Consider the following 21156-nt stretch of genomic DNA (forward strand, 5'->3'; position numbering starts at 1 on the left):
CGCCACCCGTTCCAACGGCGGCGTGGATCAACCCGCCGCTCAGCATGGCTGCGCAGCCAGACGACCCGGCGCGGCTGAAACGGAATTCCTGATCGTCACCCGTCTCAAAAATATTGACACGTTCCGATGCAGCCCATTATCTTGATTGGGTGATGCGGCTGCGGTCGCAAGAACCGAGGTCGTGGCATCAATCACGGTAACCGTTCCTGCAACAATGGTCGCAAGATTGGTTACGACCGGAGCGACCTGGGCCATCGTGAGCGTTGGACATGACCAAACACGATAATCGGTATGCATAGGGTATCCTTCTATCGATGCGCGCCATGAAGGCGATGCGTCATATGGCAAACGTCCGTGCCCTGCACTATCGGATGGCATGATCGTCTTCACAGGAAGAGTGCGATACGCCGGTGATGGATTGTTCAACGTGCGTGGGCGGTGACGATGGAATTGCTGAGGAGCGATGATTGGGTCTCTTCCCACCACTTAAGCACATGTCGTGCCAAAAAGGGTCATGGAATCAGTAGAGAGCCGTATGCGCAACCTTTCCGCGGCTCGCCCGTAGTGACCCGTGAACGCGCAAGCGCTCGCGCGTATCGGACGAACTCTCTCGAGAATGTCGTCGTGTGAAAGAAGGCTTTTAATGCGGAAAACCCTCTCGACCATCCTGCTCGCCCTGACGGTCATCGCGCCAACGCTCATCACTCCAGCACCCACCCACGCAACAACCAATGATGTTCCACTGATGAATATCGATTGTAATTCACCGTCAATCAATTTTAGCCCTGAGTATATGATTGATAATACCGATCCCTCAGTCAAATATACGGGGGTCTGGCGCTCTGAATCGGGGCACCCGCTCACCAATGCCTATAACGGCACGCAGCATGTTTCCATGGGCGGCGGCTATACGGTTTCCTACACGGTTACGACCGGTGCCTATCGCTTTGCCATGGGCTATGTCATGCGCCCTGATGGTGGCAAAGTCAGTGTGTTCTACAACGGGCAACTGTTGGGGATTGTCGATACCTACGCACCAACCCTGCAAAAAAATTGTGCCGTTGAATTCTACTGGGGCCCCGGCCCAGGCAAGTATGAATTCCGCACGATGGCAGCCCACAATCCCTTATCAACCGGCTCACGCTTCTTCTTTGATTTCGTCAATCTTGAACCATAGGCTATCAGACTACCCATGATTGGGTCTTGCACAAACGCGTCACGGCATGTGACGCGTTTGTGCCATCACGAGGCTGGTCCAACCACGTGGACACGAGGAGACCGCTATGGAGAGCTTTTCTGTGGGGAACCGTGCGCTTTTCTCCAAAAAGGGTGTCATGACCTATGTCGCACCACCGCCCATCCCGCGCTGTTCCCGTCGTTCCGGGTGGTGAGGGATTCCTTGACCAGCTGACGATCGGGGGTGGAATGCACATCGAGGAATTGTGTTTTAAGGGCGTGGTCGCCAACCGATGCTCGTCCCCTCAACGGTTCCATGCTCTCGCAGGTCGGAATCAAGAATCACCACGAGCGGATTACTGAGACTGATAGCGCGGTACCCACTGGGCGATTCGGTCATACACGGCGCATTGGCAAACACCACATTCGGATAGGTTTTCACAACGATGATCCCGCCATCCTGATCCAGTTCGGTCAGATGCGCCCCGACATCCCGCACACCCTGGCAGACCCACAAACGAGCACTATCGGCCGACCAACTCGCCTGCGTTCCCTGCACGACAGGACGATCAGGAAGTCGCCCATGAGCGCTTCCATCATCGGTATAGATCTGCCAGCCTGTTGCCTCATGCAGAGCAATCTGGCGACCATTTGGTGCAAGGACATACGGGGCAACAGAATCACCGGTAGACCCCACGAGGTTCTGGAAGGGCGGAGGGAGCGTGGAAAAGCGAATCAGCGACGCCTCAGACAATCGTTGAAGGGTTGATCCCCCATCCCACCGATACACGCGGGGCTGAGGATCAGTGGCGCGTTGACCTACGATCACGAGCTGCTGATCCGCAACCACCGTCACTCTTGTGAACCCAAAGCGCTCGGAGGCATCAAAATCAGCAATGCGGCGAATCGTGGAGTCGGCGAGTGACCAGATCCAGAGGGATTCACGGGACGACCGTGCTCCTTCCGCAGCATCTTCCTGATGGAGATGAACGATCAGCTGCTCATCGGGAATGAGCCATGGACCGAGCCCAACTTCATCAATCCCCGATGGGCGATCCCGCTGCCACGATGGATCGTAGACCAACGGGCGGGTCGGTGGCGTTACCCGCAGCCAGAGGCCCGCCTCAACATCGAGGAGCGCCGATGTCGCGTAGGTATTCAGCCCCTGACAGCTAGCAACGAGATAGCGTCCGCTGGCCGACCAAAAGCCTGACGGTGAATACGCATCCCGAAGAGGGCTACACCATTCCAGCCGTTCTTGGTCAGCCGTGGGTGCACCCACCGGCTTTCCCGTTGCGTCAACCAAGAGCAGCTGACGATGCAACGAATCTGGTTCTGCAGGAGGAATGTCACGCGTTTCAATGAGCAGCACATCATCCGGCAACCCACGAACGGCCGGATCGGCCAGGGCGGTCTCGATAGTCAGGGTGATCGGCGGTGTCTCATCCAAGAGCGCCGGAACCTCCTGCGGTGGTGATTCCGGCGACGCGGTTGGACGAACGCTGGCGAGCACCGTCGGGATGGAGGTCGGAGGATGAGCAACCTGCGTTGTCGCTGTGCTGGTTGGAAGGGTGGTTGTCGGCGGGAGCGCAGCCTGCCTCGTGGTGGCGGTTGCTGATGAGATCAGCGGCTGTGTTGCGCGACCACAGCCCACCAGCAGCACCAAGAGCATACTAACCGCGCAGGATGGCAGCATCCACACCGTTCTAGCGATTAGCGCTCGAGGCCGGAGTCGCGGGGAGTCATGGGCTGCACGTCGTGCAGCATAGCCATGGAGTGTCTGTTTCATACAAACCTCGCTGAATCAGGGACGGTTGATCCGTCAGTTTTGATCGCGTGGGCAACAACCCCACGATGCGACCAAAAAGATGCGCAATGGCGCTGATTATTTTAACAAGGATCTGCGGAAAAGAAAGGGGAGTTCTCGTGACACGATGGGCGGGCGTTTTTCTACACCATCGCCTAGCGCGGCCGTTGCGCACGCTGCGCACTGCGGAATTGGAGGGCTTTCATCGCTGCTCGTGCGTGCCGCGCCGAAATCCATCGACCTTGTTTCGAGTAGCTGATCACCGACCACGTGGCTGAACGAGAACAGGTGTTGAAAGCACAGTGTGTGGTGGTCAACGCCCGCTCTTCCCTCACCTACGTCGGCAGAGGCAACAGTGCGATGGCTGCCACCCTCGTAATTAATGGCGTTCCGGTCAAATGTCTAACGGATCAGTGCCAACGACCAACAAAAAACAGGCCATCCCATAAGGGATGGCCTGTTTTTAATGACTAAGGCACCAATGCGATGGGAAAGCCCATGCGCAACAACGGTATCCGGTCGGTCTCAGCACGCCGCAGCCGATCCCACCGCCCATCACGATACTGCCAATAATCAATCCCATCGCTCGCATACAGCCCAATCACCCGAATGGGCCGACCCGCCCGTGGCGTTGGCCAAAAGGCCTGGACAACTGCCGCATCAGACCATGGCCGCGTCGGGGTTGGCTGGACAGTCGCGACCGGGTCGGCGACCAGCGGCAGCAGCGTTTTGGCGGGCGGCGTGCTGGTTGTCCGCTGCTTGCGCGTCGTGGCAAACGTCGCACCGGTCACGGGATCAAGCAGCGTCACATTGGTCATGGCATCCTGCATCCACCAGTAGATCGGATGATCCGTCGCCTCGGCATTGGGCAAGCTCGATAGCCGAAAGGTGTGATTGGGTCGATCCAGCGTTTTCCACAGGTCACCAAACGTCAGAAACAGGACCCGCGCCTGGTCGCTATCGAGGAAGGGCTGTGACTCGAGCGGAATATCCACCGGCAGCGTTCCGACAAACAGATCGCGGTAGCTGCGTTCATCCGCATACTGTCGCTCCACCACGCCATCGCGCACCGCAAGAACCAGGGTTTGTTTCAAGCGGGCCGAGGCAAAGGTGTAGACCCACAGCCGTCCTGTCCCATCATTCGCAGCAATGCCTGCGTAAAGTCCATCACCCCGATAGCCAAGCCCTGCATCGACGAGCACCGCATCGGCTGCCCACATTGTGCCCCGTTCGCGAATCCCGGCGAGGGCAAAGGCCTCCCGCAGCGTGAGATAGCGGGCAGCGGGTTGCGCCAACGCTGTTGCCCGTTCATCCTGCGCAAACGCGGTCTGAATCGGCGCGTTGGTTGCGGCCACCATGGTGTGCGTTGCCTGACGTGCGGCAAGCGGATGCAGTGTCGGTGTAGGCGAGACCGCCACGGTTGGGGTCGGGATGACGACGGCTACCACATCCTGCCCACAGCCCATCAACACACTTCCCAGTATGAATCCAACCATCCATCGTCGCATCCGTCCCTCCTTTATAAGGCAGCAGCCAGCGCCGGCGCCACTTGACTGCGCACCATGCGGCTCACCCAGTCGCGTGACCGCCCGATGCTATAACTCAGTTCGCTATAACTCTTGCCTTGGGCCAACCCCAACAAAATCTGTTGCTGTTCCTTGAGCCACTGTCCATCTTGGGCCTGCACGCGTAACCACCGCCGAAATCCGACAATCCCGCCGATCACGTCCAAACGGGCTTGAATGGCTAGCGGCATTCGGGTCATCCGCCCCGACACCACGGAGAGCACCAGCATGATCTCCTCCAGCGTCCAGGTCGATCGTGGTGCGGTCGGACGGGTATCGAGCACCAACGGCAAGGAGCGCCGTAAGGCCCGATAGGTCGCCGCCGCGTGCTGGGTGCTGGTCGTGGGCGCACCAAGCAGCGGTAATGTCTCAAGCAGCGGGGTAAGGACGGTGGGCAACAGCGGCGCAAGCACCTGCAAGCCCGGGACGACCTCTTGATGGACAATCGTCGCAAGCTCTTCGTCAAGGACAGCCATCACACAGCGCTGTAAGACACCCGCATGCATCTGGATGGCCAGCGCCGCGCCGAGCAGCCAGGTGGCAACACCATGGCTATCGACCGCCCGACAAAGCAGAACGCCGGGATTCGGCGTTTCGCAATCGAGCAAGGCCAGTAACTGATACTCCGCCGCAAAGACCGTGCTGGTGGCAATAACCGTGGCATTTGTTTCCCGAACCAGCTGTTCCTGCATCTGGGTTAAGCCAATCGTCACAATCCAGCTCATGGCTGTTCCTCCTGCCGGACGGCGCGGACAATCAGGCGTTGGTCAAAGGCATTCGGCCCGGACGGCGGCCAGCAGGTAATCAAGGTCACCACCTCGTGATCGGTGGGACTGAGCAACCGCTCCGCTTCCGCGCCAACCTGATCCGGCGCAGCCCCAACCACCTGAATGCGCAGCGTATCGCTGACCACATAGGCGGTCGCCAGTGTGCCGCGATAGAGCCAGAGCACATCGCCTGGCTGGAGCAGCGCCAAATCGGCGAAGACCGGATCACTGCCCCCCACATGGCCGTTTAAAACAATGTTGGTGCCGTCGCCCGGCTGGCCACTGTCCGTGTGATGGCCCACAGCGTATTGTGGTACATCCCATGCCCCCGCGACAAACGGCGCAGGCAAAACGGGTCGGGCGAGGTTAATCGCCGGAATCCGCAACGCATCGAGGGGCAGCAGCGGCAGGGCGGTTGGCATGGGCGTTGCGGTTGGCAGTGGGGTTGCGGTCACGGTCGGAGGAATCAATCGCGGTGGTTCGACCGTCGCCGTCGGCGCTGCCGCAGGCCGCACACTGGGTAACGGAGGCAGCATCGCTTGGCGCGCCTGCACGGTCTGTGTCGTGGATACAAACGACCAGACCACCCAGCCAACCCCGCTCAGCATGCCAATGCCGGCCACCGCGACCAGGATGGTGACAAGGGCGAGTAAGTGGCGTGTCATGTCAGTCTTCATCAGCAGCTCCTTGGATCACGGGGATCTGAGCGGGACTCCCCTGGGACCAATCAATCGGTAACCATACACCCAACGACAGCGGCGGCACCCCAACGTGGGGCAACCACGGGCCGAGCACGGGAGCCACGGCATCCTGCGTTGGCAACCAGTGGCCGAGCGGAGGCGGGGGCAGCGTGACCACCCCCGTTGCGAGCCGGGTCACCAACCAGCGCCGCAGCACCACCGCCAGCACCGCGACCACGGCCCAACCGAGCGTCCAGAGCACCACCGCGCTTTGCATGCCCGTACTCATCGTCATCGACTCCGCACTGCGGCGAGCACTGGTAGCGGCACCCGCAGCGGCGCATCCAGCAGCAACCGCTGGGGCTGGCGCGTCCCCACGAGGGTCAGCAGCCAGCCATCGCCATCCGCAACCAGGGTCGCATGCGCCCCAATAATCGGCGGCGTGGGACGGGTATGGATAGCCAGTTGGGTCGTCGCCCGGGCAATCGTCAACGGCGCTGGGTCATCCCATGTCACGAGACAGGGCGGGGTCAATAAGCGGCCCATGACTTGGGTCAGCCAGGGCCACACCGTCCGCATGAGCTGGGTGGTCACCAAACCAGGCGGCAGCGCAACCACGACCGTGCCGCGTCCAACCAGCAGGTCTTCAAGCGCCTCGGCCTCCGTTAGCACCGCATCCAATCCCACGACCTGCACCTGCGGCAGATAGCGCAGCGCCTCGGCGACGGCTTGCGGGGCCAAGACGACTGCACTACTGCCCCCGCCCCCGTCCCGCTGCATCATGCGCGGGATGAGGGTTTGGAGCAATGTCGTCGCGTCGGCGATCGCGGGATGGGTGACCTGCACCACCATTCCGGCGCGCCAAGCCAAATAGAGCGGCTCAGGATAGGCAGCCAGGTAGCCGAGCAGAATCCCGCGTGCCGCATCGGTCAAAATCGTCAGTTCGCTCTTGTTCATCCCAGCCTCCGAGGCCAGAGCATCCAGGCCACGACTAGCGTTGCCAGCACGATTAAGCCGATCGGCAGCGCGACAGATACCGCCGCATCGCTCGCCGTCACCGGAAAGGTGCGCTGGGGTTGGGCCGCAGGCCGTGGGGTCGCGCTTGGTTGCACGCCACCAGCAATCTTGGGCGTGACACTCGACCACGCCGTGTTGTTCTCGGTAGACGTTTCGGTCGTTGTGGTTGAGGCTTGCGCAAGGTTGGTCAAGGGGCCGTCGAGGGAGACCACAGTCCCATCGATCCAAATGGTGATTGTTTGTGCAGCAGACAATTCCGCAATTTGAACACTGACGATCCCATCGACGAGTGTTGCCTCGCCGAGACTGGTCGTGACGTGCAGGCCGCGAAAAAAGGCAGGCAAGACATCCCGCACCACCACGTTGGCCGCTGGGGCACTGCCGCGATTTGCCACCGTCAACGTCCAGCGCAGACTATCGCCCACGGCCACGGTTTGCTGATCCGCCGTTTTTTCCAGCACCAGATCGGGCAAGGCTACGGGCGTCACCGTTGCGCCGTCGCTCGGCGTTGCGGTCGGGAGCATGGTCGCCGTGGCCGTCGGGGTCAGCTCAATCGGCGTTGCCGTTAACTCGAATGGCTGCCGCGTTGGGCGGGGGGTCACGGTCGCGCCATCGCTCGGCGTGCTGGTTGGTAGCGGCACATCAGTTGGGCGTGGCGTTGCAGTCGGATTCGGCACCTCGGTGGGCACATCCGTCGGCAACTCCGTTGGTTCGGGCGAGGGGGTCAGGCTCATCGCCTGCTGGGCCGCGCTCGATTGCGCGGGAAAGAGTTTGGCCATGCCCATGACCACCGCCACCACCACGAACATCCCAAAGGCGAGTGTTTCGAACTTTTTCATCAGGGTGTTCCTTCTCCTACCGCACGACGGCAGGCATATACACGGTCTGCATCCGCACGGTCACCGGGCCATACCAGGTAGTTTGGCCGTTTAACTCGACTTCTTCTAGCCAATACGACCACTGGCCAAGCGGCCCGGTGGCCTGGGTATCCGTCATCCGGTAACTGCCACCCGTCGCGCCCTGTGAGGGAATCAGGCTGGTGGTCACCCGCGTTGCGTCATTGCGATTCGGGGTTGTGCTGCGATACAGCTGGAAGCCCAGCGTATTGACTTCGCTGCCCGTCACCCAATGTAGATCGACGGCGTTGCCAGAAGCCAAGGCCGCAAACGACACCAAGCTAATACTGGTCGGGTCGAAGGGATGGATGATCAGATTCGAGTCTTCCTCGATCGTCTGGTCACTATCAGCACTCGCCATATTGCGAATTGCGACCGTGGTTCCAATCGGCAACACGCGCACGCGAAACTGGACGGTGCGGGTTGCTCCAACCGCCAGATCGCCAAGCGTCCAGGTCAACATCCCGTCAACCGGAGCCACCGCCGGGTCGGCATCGAGGAAGGCCGTCGCCTCGGGAATCGCGTCCTGAACCATGACCCCGGTCAGCGGGGCCGTACCGGTATTGGTGACATCAAGGAAGTACGTAATCGTATTCCCCGCCGCCACCGCCGTGCCGTTGGGTGGATTTGAGCGCTTGACGATGCCCAGATCGGGATGCAGGATGGTCGTCGAGTCGTCGTCACAATCGTTGGTTGGGTTGGCATCATTTTGGGTATCGACACAGGCCCGATTAACAACCGTTGTACCAATGCCTGCGTCCGGCACTACCCGAATCTGTACCGTGCCCGTTTCCAGGGCGGGCATTGCTGCGGTGGCGGTGCACGTCACCGTTTGGCCAGCCACGGTACACGACCAATGCGGGCCACTCGCCCCAACAACCCGCAAGTCAGCGGGCACCACATCCGTGATTGTCGCGCCGACGGGCATGGCGGCGGGGCCATGGTTCGTGACGGCGATGGTGTACACGCCTTCCTGCCCAACAACCAAATCCCCAGCATGCGTCTTTTGGACACTTAAGTCAGCACTGAGATCAACCCGGAACGTCACACTCGCGGTTGCGGTTGCGACGCGCCGGAGCCAGTCAAACTCATAGACCGAGTTATCCAGTCCGGCAGTGATGTCCAAATTGGGCTGACGCTCGTCGTCGGCGAAGACCATCACCCCATTGCCACCCCCAAAATAGAGCATGCCAGTTTCCGGATGGCGCGTTGCCGCACGTGCGCCCCAGACCGGATTCGCTTGCGGCCAACGCAGTTCATCGGGCAGCCAGCGGTTGGTCGCCGTGTCCAAGATCAGTGCCCGGTTTTGTGGCGTGAAGCTATCGCCGATGCGGTAGACCACGACATAGAGTTTTGACTCATCAGGGCTAAGCACAATCCCCTCCAGCTGGGGGCGATAGGGATTCGTTACGGCAATGCGGGTAAAACTGCTCGTTACGGTATCGACCGCGTAGAGGGCATTCCCTTGGCGGGTGGCCAAATACAGCCGCGTCCCGGCCTGATTCAGCAGCACTCGCCGTCCAACCGCTGCGTCACCTTCGCGAATCAGGCGTGACCGCACGGTTCGACTGGCGACATCCAGTACCGTGAGACTGTAGTCGCCCATATCCGCAGCGTAGGCCGTTTGGCCATCGGGCGAAAACACTAAGTCTTGGGCAGCGCTCGCCGTCACCACGGTATTGCCCGTCCCGTAGACCGCCGTGTCAAACATGGTCATCACGGTATTCGTCGCGGTATCGATCACCGCCATGCCGCCCCGGCCATCACTGGCATCTTGGGGCACCCAGAGTTCAAGCCCATTGGGGGTGAGTGCTCCCATGCGCACGGTTTTCGGCAACGGGATGCGGGTTACGAAGCCTCCATCGTGGGTATAGACATCCACCCCGGTTGAGTGCCCAATGTAGAGCCGATCCATCGTTGGGTGGACAATCAGCAGTTCCCCGCCTGCTGAGTCAGGGCTGGTGCGGATCGTCGTGTGGATCGTCGCTGTTGCCGGATCGGCAATCCGCACACAGGTCTCGCGGCCAACCGCACACGATGGGTCGAGCATGTACAACCACGTGCCTACGTCGACCGTACTGGTCGCGGAAATCGTGTGGGTTCCGTCCGTCAGGCCGCTCACAGGCAAGCTCCATTGGCCATTTGTCCCAACGGTCAGGGTTTGCATTGCCCTCCCATCAAGCCACACCGTCACCCGCGAGCCAGCGGTCGCCGTTCCGGTCACGGTCGAATCCCTGTCCGTCACCACCTGCCCCGCCGTCGGACTGCCAATGGATACCGCGACCGGGGGCAAGCCCGGCTCGTGGGGTTCCATTGCGGACACCGAGGCCATGCTCAGCAAGCCCACGAGCAGGCCAACAACCCCAAACCAACGCCATCGAGTCATACAAACCTCCTAAAGACCAAAAAAGGACAGACAAAACCCCACCGTGAGCATCACGCCGGGGACACATAAACGAAGTCAGATTGTCATAGCACCTTAGCCGCCGCGCAGCTCGCGCAACGTGCAGCTGACACCAGCCTGCTGGCCGTAGCTGCGCCAGCGCTGGTCAAGATAGGCAAGATCAAGGGGGCGGCCTGCGTGGCTAAAGAGCAATGCTACTGCACGGGCGCGCCGGGGGAGATAGTCGACCAAGGCGGTCACCGTCGGATGTTCGGTCAGGATACGCCAGCGCTCGCCACACCGGACCAGCGGCAGCGACGATTGGATATCCACATCGGCCAGCGTTAGTCGACATAACGGCATAACCCGCAGTTGGCTATCGTACATGAGCCAAAACACCGCGCGATCAAGCCACGCATGCGGCGGAATGACCGCCAACACCCGTTCCACCACCTGGCGAGGCCGCGCCGTCCGCAGCACCCGCACGTGCCCCTGGATAGGTGGGGCCAAGGGTTCTAGCATCGTCATAGAAGACTCCTTCAGAAGTATGCTTAGGCGTTCCACGGCCACCTGCCCGCTGCAACCGAGCATGCCGTCCCGTGATCACAACCGATCGTCGCCGTGGGTAGGGCCATGAATGCCACTACACGACACGCATGAAACGGCCATGCAGCATGCCGCTTGAGCGGAGCGACACACCATGGCCGTCGAAAAAAACCTTATTCGCAGGGGCATCCTGGTGGAATGTGGAAGAAAGATGAAAGAGGACAGGCCTCATGGCAGGCACGGGTGCGATCGATTAATCATCGCGCAGTCGCACCACCACCTTACCTTTGGCATGACCTGCTTCCAGATAGGCAAAGGCCTCCTGAATGGCGGTAAAGGGAACGACCCGATCAATGATGGGTTCGAGGCGCTGGGTTTCGACGAGGTGGGCAAGTGTGGCCAAATCCGCGCCGCTCGGGTGCATAAACAGATAGCGATAGCTGACCCCAGCACGCCGCGCCCGTGCTCGGATGCGATACGATGCGACCCAAAACAGGGCTTGCAATGCGAAGCCACGGCTAAGATCCTTGCGAGCCGTCATCGGCTCGGGAATGGCGGCAATCGAGACCACCGTGCTGCCCGGTTTGAGGACGCGGAAGGATTTTTCAAGTGTCTCGCCACCAATGAGATCAAAGACCCCATCCATATCGTAGACCAGTTCTTCAAACGGCTCTGTTGTGTAGTCAATCACCCGATCCGCGCCGAGGCGATCAACCAACGCCCGTCCGCGCGGGGAAGCGGTGGTCGTGACGGTCGCGCCGAGCCATTTGGCGATCTGAATTGCGAAGGTACCAACGCCGCCCGCCCCACCAGGGATAAAGATACTGCTACCGGGCTGGACGTGCAGCTCGTCGCGCAGCGCTTGCAGGGCCGTGAGGCCCGCCAAGGGCATGCCCGCTGCGGTCGTACAGTCCAGCGTATCAGGGATGCGCGCGAGGAGTGCTTCCGGAACGACCGCATATTCCGCGAACGCCCCCATCGACGTTTTGGGCATCCGCGCAAAGACGCGATCACCATCCCGAAATTGCGTCACCCCAGCACCACAGGCGGCGACCACCCCCGCCAGTTCATTGCCCAAAATGACCGGAAAACGCAGGCGTTGAATGACGCGTAACCCACCAGCGCGGGTCTTGTAATCGACCGGATTCAGACCCGCCGCATGCACCTGCACCAAGACTTCACCGGGGCCAGGGCGCGGCTGCGGCATGGCGCGCAGTTCGGCGGCATCGGGGCCACCATAGCGCGTAAGCACAAAGGCTTGCATCGACGTCCTTTCTCTGATGCATTCGGATTCTATCAACAACGCCGCATCGACGCGGCAATGACCAAACTGGTGATCTCATCCTTGTACTCGGTCAGCTGGTGTTGTCGCCAGCTATCACAAGCAATGACGGTTCTTCCCCGCAGTCGCGAACGATACAAGGCATGGCGTAGTGGTCGCCACAATGTTTGCCACCGGGCAGGCGCAATCCAGTCGGGGCAATCATCATCATCTGTGGTATCCACCGGCGGCGCAATAGCATCAAGCGGTGGTGTTTCCTCCAGCACGGTATCGGGTGCAGCAGCAACGGTTTCGTCCACGCGATCACGCCGCGCGTTGAACTTGGCAAACATCGCGTCCGGATCACGCCATGCATCGGTTGGCGGCTCGCCACGCTGCTTCCGCGCAGCCTCCCAGCCACGCTTCTGGACATCACGTACCATCGCGACCGTCCATGCTGCAAGGTCACGAACGGCAGGTCGGGCCTTACCGTCAGCAATACACGCCTCAATCACATCGAGCGGCACATCAGCCAATTCGGCACAGGTCTGCGGCCAGACATCGATGCTGCGGAGCCGAGTAGCGCTTGGCGTTTCTGGAATTGACATAATGTTTCGGCGGCGCGGAATATTTTTGGTTTTGGGGTTTCGTGATCCTTGGTCGGATACTGCTTCGTTTTCAACGTTTTCACTATCAGAAAAAGACAATCCATCACAATATTGTATGCTATGCAGAGTGTTCTCTGATGGTTGGTTTATTCTGCTTTTTTTGGTTAATCTGCCTGTGACGGTACATGTGTCATCGACCATGAGCGATTGAGGCCATTCTGATGGGCTACATCCGTTCTCGGACGGTGTGTCCGTCATCGCCAGGTTCGTCGCCATGGTGCTGACCATGATCGTCGCCAGGTTCGGATCAACAAAAAAAAGTGGCGGGCGCGGATCGGCATCCATCGGTCGCGCGATCCCACCGCGAGGGACGAGATTGAAGCGCTGTGCCCCATGTAAACTCAGCGTCCCCTGCTGCACAATCTCGCGCAGCGTCGGGACGGCTAAGGCGATGGTATCTTGACATAAGCCGAGTTTCGTTAAAGTCGTGGTGGGATGGTCGTGTGGCACACCAACGAGCAGTAGCAGATACACCCCAACATCGGTGAGCGTCAACACGGGGTCGGTGAGGTAGCGGGTAATTCGTGGTTGGCCATGCAGCTGCGGCTCAAAGCGGCCAAGGTAACCATCGAGCAGATTTCGATCAAGGCGATGGGTGGCCACCCTGCCTCGGTTGAAGGCTGGTTGGTTCTGATCCCATAGGCGTACACCTTCGCGCTGGCGGCCCCAGGTTGGCAGGTAGGCAATTTTTCGCCCTGGTTGCGGCTCGGTGGGAACCGCGATCCATTGCCCACGGACGAGCTGGGCCAAGGCCGTCCGAATCATCGAACGGGTTAGCGATGGATCGTAGGCATGGAGATCCGCCGCCGAAATGGGAACGGCACATTGAGTCACCAGCCAGCGCCGGACGATCAAGGCATAAATGCCGAGCGCAAGCGGGGCATGGGCCAAGGTTTCGATGAGTTTGGTCGGAATCCAGAGGTAGGCGGTATCGGGCGGCGAGAGCCATGGCGGTGTGCGCATGACCTCCGCCCCACCAGATGGATGGGTTGATGGCATAGGGTATACGACTCCATGCCGTCTCTCAGATGCTTGACATTTTCATGATGTCAGCATATACTGAGGTACAGCAAAGGCCCCTTGGATAAGGGCTGGATATACGATGGAAATAGAACGCAATGGGCTGCCACCCGCGTTCTTTTCTTTTTTTAGCCTTCTTTTCTGGCCTGGAAAGCTAGCAGGCTCGTATTGTCAATACGATGATATTCAAAAGCGAATAGCGTTAGGCATCATCCTTATAGGTATTTTTTCGTGGTGCGCCAATTTTGCGATGGGCAACACGGACTAAATCGGCCTCATTGATCACCCACCCATTTCCAACCTTCGTTGCTGGCAATCGCTGGGCAGTAATGAGACTGATTACACGACGGCGGCTAATTCCTAAACGAACTGCCGCGTCTTTGGTTGATAAAAGTGCGCTCATTGTGTCACAGCCTCCACTGTTATGGGTTGCGATGACGCAATTATACGTGATCTGGAATAGTTTAATCAAGTAGCAAAATTGATAGCGTCCCTTCTATCAGAATCGCCTTTGTTATGCCTGCGATAGGGCTTTGATCAATGTATCCACTAATGGTATGATCAGGGACGTTTTATTGTTTAGGTGCAATAAATTAAAGGGCGTATCTCTATACGCGCCTCACCTGCTAACCTTTGCTATGCAGAAACTATGATTTCTCCAGTTTCATTATAGATATTTAATGCATACTTGTCAATTTAATGCATTTTTATTCATTGTATGGAGTTGCAATGAGCGAACAGAATATTGCAGATCTCATCAACGGTCTATTCCGTTCATATCCTAGACCAGATGGACGAGAATATACTAATAAAGAAGTGTGTGAAGCCTTGCAACAATCGTTGCAAGAGTCACATTTATCACGCTTAAGAAAAGGGAAAATCCCTAATCCTAGTCGCGAAACGATATTAGCTCTGTGTCAATTTTTTAAAGTTCCAGCCTCCTATTTTTTTCCTGAGCTGTACGACGACCAAGTTCAATCCAATCCAGATGTTATTAATGCACTTTTTAACACGGTGAGTATTGATATTAAACAAAAAGTACTTGAATTAATTCAAACTATTGGTCGCGACAGATAATTTACATAAAATTTGTGCTACTAAGAGGATCATTGAAGTGGAGAAAGATAGTAGAACTATTTAATGGTTGTTTGAATTTAGTAATAAAAGTTTTATTACAGGCTTATTATATAGTGATATTGATTCCTGTCAAAATAATTTGAATATTTTCAAAATAGGTATTATACTACAGTCCATGATTTTGAAAGGCTGTAGCGAATGAAGACACTTGCAGATCTCATTAACGAACTTTTTGATACTCATCGTAAGCCGAATGGAGACCGATATACTAATAAAGAGGTGAGCCAAGCTCTTGATGGAGCGATTGACCAATCTACACTATCGCTGCTTCGGAGTGGACGCAATGCCAACCCTGGACGAATGATACTATTACATCTTTGTCGCTTCTTTGAGGTTTCTCCCTCCTATTTTTTTCCTGAATTAACTCCCACAAATCATCATCCCAATACACAAGCACAAGGATTTGCTAAAGTGCTTTTACGTGGTGTTCAAACATTTAGCCCTCAGACTCAGCAGAAACTTTTTGACTTACTTGAATCCATCGCTGCTGAAGAGATTAGCACGGACGAAGAAAGTCATGACCAAGCATGAAAATTCATTTATCTATACGTCTGTTAATACTGAAGTAACACACTTAATGCGAGGTATCCATACATTTCTTGGGAAGCGTTTTTCGCTCAACGAGCTGTACCTCTATACCGAATGTTGTAGACAACGTCCGCTAGTAATTGAAGATCACGCACATTCATCCCTCAGCCCAGAAGTCAATGGATATTCAATTGCCCTTGCTGATGTTGATTACATAGCGATTCGTTTAGGAATCAACTCATTCCTACGAATAACAACCATTGCTCATGAAATTGGCCATTTGCTTGCAGGTCATCATCTCACCCACAATGAAACATTGAAACAGTTTCAACGCCACTATTGTCCAACAGAGGCTCAATTTCGCGATGGTTCAGTATTGAACAATCTCTATTGTGAATCAGTCGCAAATTTATTAGAGACACTCATTGTGGAGAGTCTTGATACAGCTATTATCGATGATTCAACGCAACAGGTCTGGACATACTTTGGGGGAGAATACCGCTAATGGCAAATGTACATAAATCTTTGAAACAGAAAAGTATTCCAGGTCCAAAACCACTATTATTGGGTGGCAATATTGGAAAACGATTTGCATTTTCATTGGATCGCGTTAAATCCGTCATGGATCTCTATACTCACTTTGGTGATGTTGCTGCGATGGTTGCGAATGATACGCGTAGAATATTTGCTTTTGGTCCAGCTTTTAACCATCAAATACTGAGTAATACCGATCTTTTTCAGGTTGTTCCGTTTCTGAAGGCTCCTCCTCATTCTTCGCTTGAACGTTTGGGTCAAGGCTTGATAATGATGAATGGAGATGAACATCGTTATTATCGATCGTTGCTCCAACCAGCATTCCATAAAAATGCCATTGAATCCTATCATCGTGATATTGCGTCCCTTACGGTATCTATGCTCGATTCGTGGGAGAAACAAACGAGTGTTTGGATTGTTGAGGAAATACGATCATTAAATATTGCTATTGCCAATAAAATTCTCTTTGGCATTGCTGAAGCGAAAAACAATGATTCCTTGGGCAAAGACTTTCAAACATGGCTTCAACATATTACCCGTCCTAGCACAATTTTATTTCCGATTAATGCTTATCCATTTCCCTATGCAAAGATGCTTGCATTTTCATCCTTACTTGAACAAAAAGTTGTAGCATTAATGTATCAAAAAGCTTCGATACAGACTACAGATGTATTGAGTATTCTTCTTGATTCTATTAAGACGAGCGATGAACCAACATCCATGATCGATTTAGTTGGCCAAGTCGCAACTATCTTTCTTGCCAGCTATGAAACAACAACCAACGCATTAATTTGGACGCTTCTTTTACTGTGTCAACATCCGGCTATTATGGACCAGGTTGTTGCTGAAATCCAAGCAGTCTGTGGTCAATCATCGATTGAACCATTACATCTTCGATCGCTTCCTTATTTAGGTTCAGTTATTAAGGAAAGCTTACGTCTTTTGCCTCCAGCTATTTATAGTCATCGCGTGACAACGGATGATTGTTTTCTTGGTGATTACGCTATTGCTCAAGGTTCCCGGGTGAGTTATAGCCCCTATGTAACACATCGGATGCCCGAACTCTATCAGGAACCGAATCGGTTTGACCCACATCGTTGGGAATCGATTAAGCCATCACCCTACGAATATTTACCCTTTGGTGCAGGGTCAAGAATGTGTATTGGAGTAGGGCTTGCCACAACGCAATTGACAATTATTCTCGCTATGATTATCCAACGCTACTCTTGGAGACTTGCACCGAAGGCAAAGGTCGATTACCAGGTATTAGTAAGCCTTGGAATAAAAGGGGATATTCAACTTCAGCTCGAAAAGCCTGATAACACAACCATACCACAGCCGATCCAAGGAACGATTCGTCGATTAGTTGATTTTCCTGTGTAGAAGAGGGTTTGATTTACGATGACTACGCTTGATCCATTAATGATTCGCTACTTAAGTATTCCACTGATGCTACTCTGCTTTATTTATCCATTGTATCGTCGTTATCGGCGTGGTGAACGCGGAACATTGTATCTCATTACTCCGGTTATTATTGGTACAATCTTAATGGTTATTTCAACTATTGTGGCTTTACCAAAACCTGTGACTTGGATGAATCATGGCATACGCGTTGCAACCATGCATACGAGCATGCTCTATTTTTACTTGATGGCGGAACGGTTATCAAAACGAACGTTATCAATCAATTTACAGACACACCCTGTTGTATGGGGCACACTCATTATCACATGCGTTGGTTTTATTATTGATACCCAACGAATTAATAATTTAGGTATGCTGATGGATAAGGATTCGATCCAGATAACCTATTCCTATATTGCATCTTATGTGCTGAGTTATGGTTTGATGTTAATACTATCTGTGGGATTAACATATCGTTGGTGGCAGTGTTTTCAGCAATTTGCAGCTTTAGAGATTAAAATTCGTGCACTCTTTTGCATCATTGGCTTTCTATGCTCTAGTGTTATGGCCCTCTCCGTTATCATTGTCAGCATGCTCGTTTTGATTGATGGAGAAGGGTATCGCCAATGGCTTGCCTGGAGCTACCATGGCGTTAAGCCAGCTACAATTCTTTTTTTGATTCTCTCGTTTGGTATTCCACAGGCTGCATACCGCAGACTTATTCCTCAATGGCTTCGCAAAAGATATGAGCAATACCAATTGAGAGAAATTAAACGGGTTCATACAGTTCTGATGACGCTTACGCCGCAAGTACGGAGAGCCGTTGATTTGCTTGAGAACAATCGAACAAGACTCATGATCGATATTATTGATGCGCGTGATTTGATTTTAAGTCATTCACCAAAACCATGTGATGGAAAGATTGATGAAATGTATTGGATTCTTGCAATGTATCCAACAGCACCTATCGATGCTTCTGGTCCAGCAACTCCTGCCCTCAATACGCATCCAATTGATTATATTATGCAATTTGCACGCGTTATTCGTCGTTGGCAACGACAGCGGTTAATGACACATCAATCATAAAAATAGAGTCTATTGTGTGATAGTATGCATCCTTTTTCTAGAGAAAGTTAAAAAATGGCACCATCAACTGCGTTTCAGAATTTATCAGCACTGAACGCACTTCATTCGTAGTCTCTATATAAAGAAGCATCATGACCAAGTTCGCAACCATCACATCCTATGTTCTGCATCCCGCTGTTCTCATGCTTGCCACCGTTGTTGCCTATAGTTCCCTCATTCGTCCCTCGTTGCATGCAGTTCTGCTCGATGTCGGGATTTTATTACTTGGATTGTTCCCTGGTCTGCTTTATCTTATCCTTCAAACCAAACGTGGCGTTTTTACATCCTATCACCTCGTCATTAAGGAACAGCGGCGCGTAACGCTGCTCCTCTTGCTTGCCGGACTCCTCGTCTCCTTTTTGCTGTATCGCATGATTGGGGTCCCCGCCATGATGACGGATGGGATGGCAATCGCCTTGATTGGTGGAATTATCATTGCCCTGATTACCTGGTTTTGGAAAATTAGTTTTCATGCAGCAGTAGCAATGGGGTGTTCTGCATTATTTCTCGCGGTTTCCCTTCCTTATATGCTGATCTTTTTCGGTTTAGGAATACTCTCGGGGATCGTGCGTATCCCCGTTAAAGATCACACGCCGATGCAAGTTCTTGGCGGCTGGGTGTATGGCTTTGGGGTCACGGTCGGATTGCTCTGGATGTTTAACTATCTTTAGAATCCAGATAATGATGTGGACTTTCTTGCTCCTTCTTCACGATTACGGAAAATACATGAGAGAGGCAGGAATGCAGAAGCAATCCACCTATATCAGTATGGATTAATTCACTATCTCTGTCTCGCCTATCGTAGCAAAGAAGGCTATCGTAGATTGGATTCAGATGATAAACTATATCCATGCGATTTGGAGATGTGCAAGGTGTAGCTTGTGTATAGCGCGTTGATGTATCGACTTAATTAGGAGAAATATATGTCGGTTTTATCCCATCTAGATAAACTAGCACGTGATTTGAACATAGCTGAAAATGAGGCATTTAAAATTAATCGCTCATTGACCACTCTAGAGTCACGTATTGATAGATATTTTGTGAATGACGTTAAACAACGTTTTCGATTCGGATCATCAGTGAGAAAGACTATGCTGCCAAGGATAGCAGATCAAACATCGGATGTTGACTACATGGTAGTATTCGATAACAGTAATAATTATAAGCCGCAAACATTTATGACTAAGCTGAAAAATTTTGCTACTACCTATTATGGTAGTTCTGAAATATATCAATCATCTCCAACTATCGTCTTAGAATTAGAACACATCAAATTTGAACTTGTGCCATCATATAAATCTGGTATTGGTTTTTATATTCCCGCACCTCGAACAGCGTATACTGATTGGCTATATAGTGATCCTACTGGATTTAATGCAGATGTTGATAGTGCAAATATTAATACTAAATTTCTAATGAAACCTTCTATTAGGTTGATCAAATATTGGAACGCACGTAATGGCATATATTCTTCATATGAACTTGAAAAAACAGTTATTGGTACACAGTACAGTTACTGTAATAACGTTAAAGAATATTTTTTCTTAGCAGTAAATCTTCTTCCGACGTATGGACTTACAGAAACCAATAAAAGGAAGGTAGAAGGATTTAAATTAAAAATTAATGAAATAAAGAATAATGAACGCAATGGTTTATTGCTTACTGCTGAAAATGAAATTAAATCTTTGCTTCCTAGTATAAATTAAGGAATATCGTATGAATAATCTGAAATCTGGTATATACAAACATAATATAAGATTTTTGGAAAGAAATCTATTCGGAAGCGCTAAATTATGGCATTCTATTTCGCTTGCTACTAGGATTATATCATTTTTATTTAGTATCGCCTCCATTTTATTTTCATTTCTCTCCAAATCCTCACCTTTTGTAACCATTGCTTTGTCTATAACAGCTGATATTTTTCTATGGAGATCCGATAATTATAAATCCGCAGCAGAAGCGCTACATAGAAAACTAGATTTTATGGATTCGTTTGGATGGCAAATATCCAAGTTAGAAGTAGCTGATATTTTAGCAAACTTACCTGATAGTGTAGCTAAAAAGGCAGAAAATAATCACGACCAAGAACCTTTCTTTGCAAGTACGCTGGAACCAGGACCAAAGAAGGCATTAGATAATCTAAAGGAATCTACATGGTGGAGTAAGCATCTGTCAAACACCATGTTGAGTTTGTACTCTCTTGTAACATTCGCATTTATTTCTCTTTCGATAATAATACTTATTGTAAGTATAGTAACTATAAACAACTTTGATATATTATCTACGGTTGGTAGAATAGTTACCTCAGCTATTTCTTTAGTTTTTTCCCTTGGGTTAATAAAGACCACCTATGGATATTATAAGTTTAATAATAAATCCACACAAGTAGAATCCCAGATTAAGTCGCTTGAGATGCATAACCTCGAGATAATAGATGTTATAAAGCTTTGGCATGATTACCAATTAGCCCGAGCTTCCTCACCAATGATCCCAACAGTTATTTGGTTGATGAAAAGAAAAAAATTGAATAGCTTGTGGAATGAATATCAGTCTTAGCAAATTTGATAAGATATATTAGGGATTCGAAAATCTAGCTAGGAGTAGTTCCATCCCTATCACTCTTACCCTATCAGTTTCTTAAA

General features: G+C 52.9%; 20 protein-coding genes. 9 read left to right on the forward strand and 11 right to left on the reverse strand.

Annotation, left to right across the window (positions count from 1 at the left end):
• Positions 1 to 643: 643 nt before the first annotated feature.
• On the forward strand, positions 644 to 1177 hold the full coding sequence (locus SE18_RS23510) for a hypothetical protein (RefSeq protein WP_054536926.1): 534 nt from the start codon (positions 644 to 646) through the stop codon (positions 1175 to 1177).
• 270 nt (positions 1178 to 1447) lie between these two features.
• Here the strand turns inward: SE18_RS23510 and SE18_RS23515 are convergent, their stop codons facing one another.
• From SE18_RS23515 to SE18_RS23570, 11 genes are all read right to left on the reverse strand, one after another.
• Positions 1448 to 2626, reverse strand: a complete 1179-nt coding sequence (locus tag SE18_RS23515) for a hypothetical protein (RefSeq protein ID WP_152976734.1) — start codon at positions 2624 to 2626, stop codon at positions 1448 to 1450.
• Positions 2627 to 3453: 827 nt separating this feature from the next.
• Positions 3454 to 4479: a hypothetical protein gene (locus SE18_RS23520; RefSeq protein ID WP_236706971.1), complete on the reverse strand. Its 1026-nt coding sequence runs from the start codon at positions 4477 to 4479 to the stop codon at positions 3454 to 3456.
• Between the two features lie 23 nt (positions 4480 to 4502).
• On the reverse strand, positions 4503 to 5273 hold the full coding sequence (locus SE18_RS23525; protein WP_054536929.1) for a hypothetical protein: 771 nt from the start codon (positions 5271 to 5273) through the stop codon (positions 4503 to 4505).
• A complete protein-coding gene (locus SE18_RS23530; protein ID WP_236706972.1) occupies positions 5270 to 5851 on the reverse strand; it encodes a sortase in 582 nt (193 codons plus the stop codon). Before SE18_RS23530 ends, SE18_RS23525 begins: the two co-directional genes overlap by 4 nt.
• Positions 5852 to 6286: 435 nt before the next feature.
• Entirely contained in the window at positions 6287 to 6952 is a 666-nt protein-coding gene (locus tag SE18_RS23540) for a hypothetical protein (RefSeq protein WP_054536932.1), read from the reverse strand.
• A complete protein-coding gene (locus tag SE18_RS23545) occupies positions 6949 to 7851 on the reverse strand; it encodes a DUF11 domain-containing protein (RefSeq protein ID WP_054536933.1) in 903 nt (300 codons plus the stop codon). The genes SE18_RS23540 and SE18_RS23545 overlap by 4 nt, the downstream gene beginning before the upstream one ends.
• 16 nt (positions 7852 to 7867) lie before the next feature.
• Positions 7868 to 10294 (reverse strand): DUF7507 domain-containing protein, encoded by a 2427-nt coding sequence (locus SE18_RS23550; RefSeq protein ID WP_054536934.1) that lies wholly within the window; start codon positions 10292 to 10294, stop codon positions 7868 to 7870.
• 93 nt (positions 10295 to 10387) lie between these two features.
• Positions 10388 to 10819 (reverse strand): tyrosine-type recombinase/integrase, encoded by a 432-nt coding sequence (locus SE18_RS23555; RefSeq protein ID WP_054536935.1) that lies wholly within the window; start codon positions 10817 to 10819, stop codon positions 10388 to 10390.
• 271 nt (positions 10820 to 11090) lie between these two features.
• Complete coding sequence (locus SE18_RS23560) at positions 11091 to 12101, reverse strand: NADP-dependent oxidoreductase (RefSeq protein ID WP_054536936.1); 1011 nt, start codon at positions 12099 to 12101, stop codon at positions 11091 to 11093.
• A gap of 32 nt (positions 12102 to 12133) precedes the next feature.
• On the reverse strand, positions 12134 to 13765 hold the full coding sequence (locus SE18_RS23565; protein ID WP_054536937.1) for a hypothetical protein: 1632 nt from the start codon (positions 13763 to 13765) through the stop codon (positions 12134 to 12136).
• 223 nt (positions 13766 to 13988) lie between these two features.
• A complete protein-coding gene (locus SE18_RS23570) occupies positions 13989 to 14189 on the reverse strand; it encodes a helix-turn-helix domain-containing protein (RefSeq protein WP_054536938.1) in 201 nt (66 codons plus the stop codon).
• Between the two features lie 326 nt (positions 14190 to 14515).
• Here SE18_RS23570 and SE18_RS23575 point away from each other — a divergent pair, with 326 nt between their 5' ends.
• The 8 genes from SE18_RS23575 (at position 14516) to SE18_RS23610 (ending at position 21070) form a co-directional block, all read left to right on the forward strand.
• Complete coding sequence (locus SE18_RS23575) at positions 14516 to 14863, forward strand: helix-turn-helix domain-containing protein (RefSeq protein ID WP_054536939.1); 348 nt, start codon at positions 14516 to 14518, stop codon at positions 14861 to 14863.
• A gap of 198 nt (positions 14864 to 15061) precedes the next feature.
• Positions 15062 to 15454: a helix-turn-helix domain-containing protein gene (locus SE18_RS23580; protein ID WP_054536940.1), complete on the forward strand. Its 393-nt coding sequence runs from the start codon at positions 15062 to 15064 to the stop codon at positions 15452 to 15454.
• The gene (locus SE18_RS23585; RefSeq protein ID WP_054536941.1) at positions 15441 to 15956 is read left to right on the forward strand and encodes a M48 family metalloprotease; all 516 of its coding nucleotides are present in this window, start codon (positions 15441 to 15443) and stop codon (positions 15954 to 15956) included. The genes SE18_RS23580 and SE18_RS23585 overlap by 14 nt, the downstream gene beginning before the upstream one ends.
• Positions 15956 to 17368: a cytochrome P450 gene (locus tag SE18_RS23590; protein WP_054536942.1), complete on the forward strand. Its 1413-nt coding sequence runs from the start codon at positions 15956 to 15958 to the stop codon at positions 17366 to 17368. Before SE18_RS23585 ends, SE18_RS23590 begins: the two co-directional genes overlap by 1 nt.
• Before the next feature lie 18 nt (positions 17369 to 17386).
• Positions 17387 to 18475 (forward strand): hypothetical protein, encoded by a 1089-nt coding sequence (locus SE18_RS23595; protein ID WP_054536943.1) that lies wholly within the window; start codon positions 17387 to 17389, stop codon positions 18473 to 18475.
• Positions 18476 to 18606: 131 nt separating this feature from the next.
• Positions 18607 to 19185, forward strand: coding sequence for a hypothetical protein (locus SE18_RS23600; protein WP_054536944.1), 579 nt, complete (start codon positions 18607 to 18609; stop codon positions 19183 to 19185).
• 252 nt (positions 19186 to 19437) lie between these two features.
• On the forward strand, positions 19438 to 20220 hold the full coding sequence (locus SE18_RS23605; protein WP_054536945.1) for an SMODS domain-containing nucleotidyltransferase: 783 nt from the start codon (positions 19438 to 19440) through the stop codon (positions 20218 to 20220).
• A gap of 10 nt (positions 20221 to 20230) precedes the next feature.
• The gene (locus tag SE18_RS23610) at positions 20231 to 21070 is read left to right on the forward strand and encodes a hypothetical protein (protein ID WP_054536946.1); all 840 of its coding nucleotides are present in this window, start codon (positions 20231 to 20233) and stop codon (positions 21068 to 21070) included.
• Positions 21071 to 21156 lie beyond the last annotated feature (86 nt).

Origin of the sequence: Herpetosiphon geysericola, assembly GCF_001306135.1 — a bacterium.
GTDB classification, from domain to species: domain Bacteria; phylum Chloroflexota; class Chloroflexia; order Chloroflexales; family Herpetosiphonaceae; genus Herpetosiphon; species Herpetosiphon geysericola.

Bases quoted from the DNA above. Each gene is read 5' to 3' on its own strand.
- SE18_RS23510 (WP_054536926.1), top strand. From the start codon at position 644: ATGCGGAAAACCCTCTCGACCATCCTGCTCGCCCTGACGGTCATCGCG.
- SE18_RS23520 (WP_236706971.1), bottom strand. From the start codon at position 4,479: ATGGTTGGATTCATACTGGGAAGTGTGTTGATGGGCTGTGGGCAGGAT.
- SE18_RS23525 (WP_054536929.1), bottom strand. From the start codon at position 5,273: ATGAGCTGGATTGTGACGATTGGCTTAACCCAGATGCAGGAACAGCTG.
- SE18_RS23530 (WP_236706972.1), bottom strand. From the start codon at position 5,851: ATGCTGCCTCCGTTACCCAGTGTGCGGCCTGCGGCAGCGCCGACGGCG.
- SE18_RS23540 (WP_054536932.1), bottom strand. From the start codon at position 6,952: ATGAACAAGAGCGAACTGACGATTTTGACCGATGCGGCACGCGGGATT.
- SE18_RS23545 (WP_054536933.1), bottom strand. From the start codon at position 7,851: ATGAAAAAGTTCGAAACACTCGCCTTTGGGATGTTCGTGGTGGTGGCG.
- SE18_RS23550 (WP_054536934.1), bottom strand. From the start codon at position 10,294: ATGACTCGATGGCGTTGGTTTGGGGTTGTTGGCCTGCTCGTGGGCTTG.
- SE18_RS23555 (WP_054536935.1), bottom strand. From the start codon at position 10,819: ATGACGATGCTAGAACCCTTGGCCCCACCTATCCAGGGGCACGTGCGG.
- SE18_RS23560 (WP_054536936.1), bottom strand. From the start codon at position 12,101: ATGCAAGCCTTTGTGCTTACGCGCTATGGTGGCCCCGATGCCGCCGAA.
- SE18_RS23565 (WP_054536937.1), bottom strand. From the start codon at position 13,765: ATGCCATCAACCCATCCATCTGGTGGGGCGGAGGTCATGCGCACACCG.
- SE18_RS23570 (WP_054536938.1), bottom strand. From the start codon at position 14,189: ATGAGCGCACTTTTATCAACCAAAGACGCGGCAGTTCGTTTAGGAATT.
- SE18_RS23575 (WP_054536939.1), top strand. From the start codon at position 14,516: ATGAGCGAACAGAATATTGCAGATCTCATCAACGGTCTATTCCGTTCA.
- SE18_RS23580 (WP_054536940.1), top strand. From the start codon at position 15,062: ATGAAGACACTTGCAGATCTCATTAACGAACTTTTTGATACTCATCGT.
- SE18_RS23585 (WP_054536941.1), top strand. From the start codon at position 15,441: ATGACCAAGCATGAAAATTCATTTATCTATACGTCTGTTAATACTGAA.
- SE18_RS23590 (WP_054536942.1), top strand. From the start codon at position 15,956: ATGGCAAATGTACATAAATCTTTGAAACAGAAAAGTATTCCAGGTCCA.
- SE18_RS23595 (WP_054536943.1), top strand. From the start codon at position 17,387: ATGACTACGCTTGATCCATTAATGATTCGCTACTTAAGTATTCCACTG.
- SE18_RS23600 (WP_054536944.1), top strand. From the start codon at position 18,607: ATGACCAAGTTCGCAACCATCACATCCTATGTTCTGCATCCCGCTGTT.
- SE18_RS23605 (WP_054536945.1), top strand. From the start codon at position 19,438: ATGTCGGTTTTATCCCATCTAGATAAACTAGCACGTGATTTGAACATA.
- SE18_RS23610 (WP_054536946.1), top strand. From the start codon at position 20,231: ATGAATAATCTGAAATCTGGTATATACAAACATAATATAAGATTTTTG.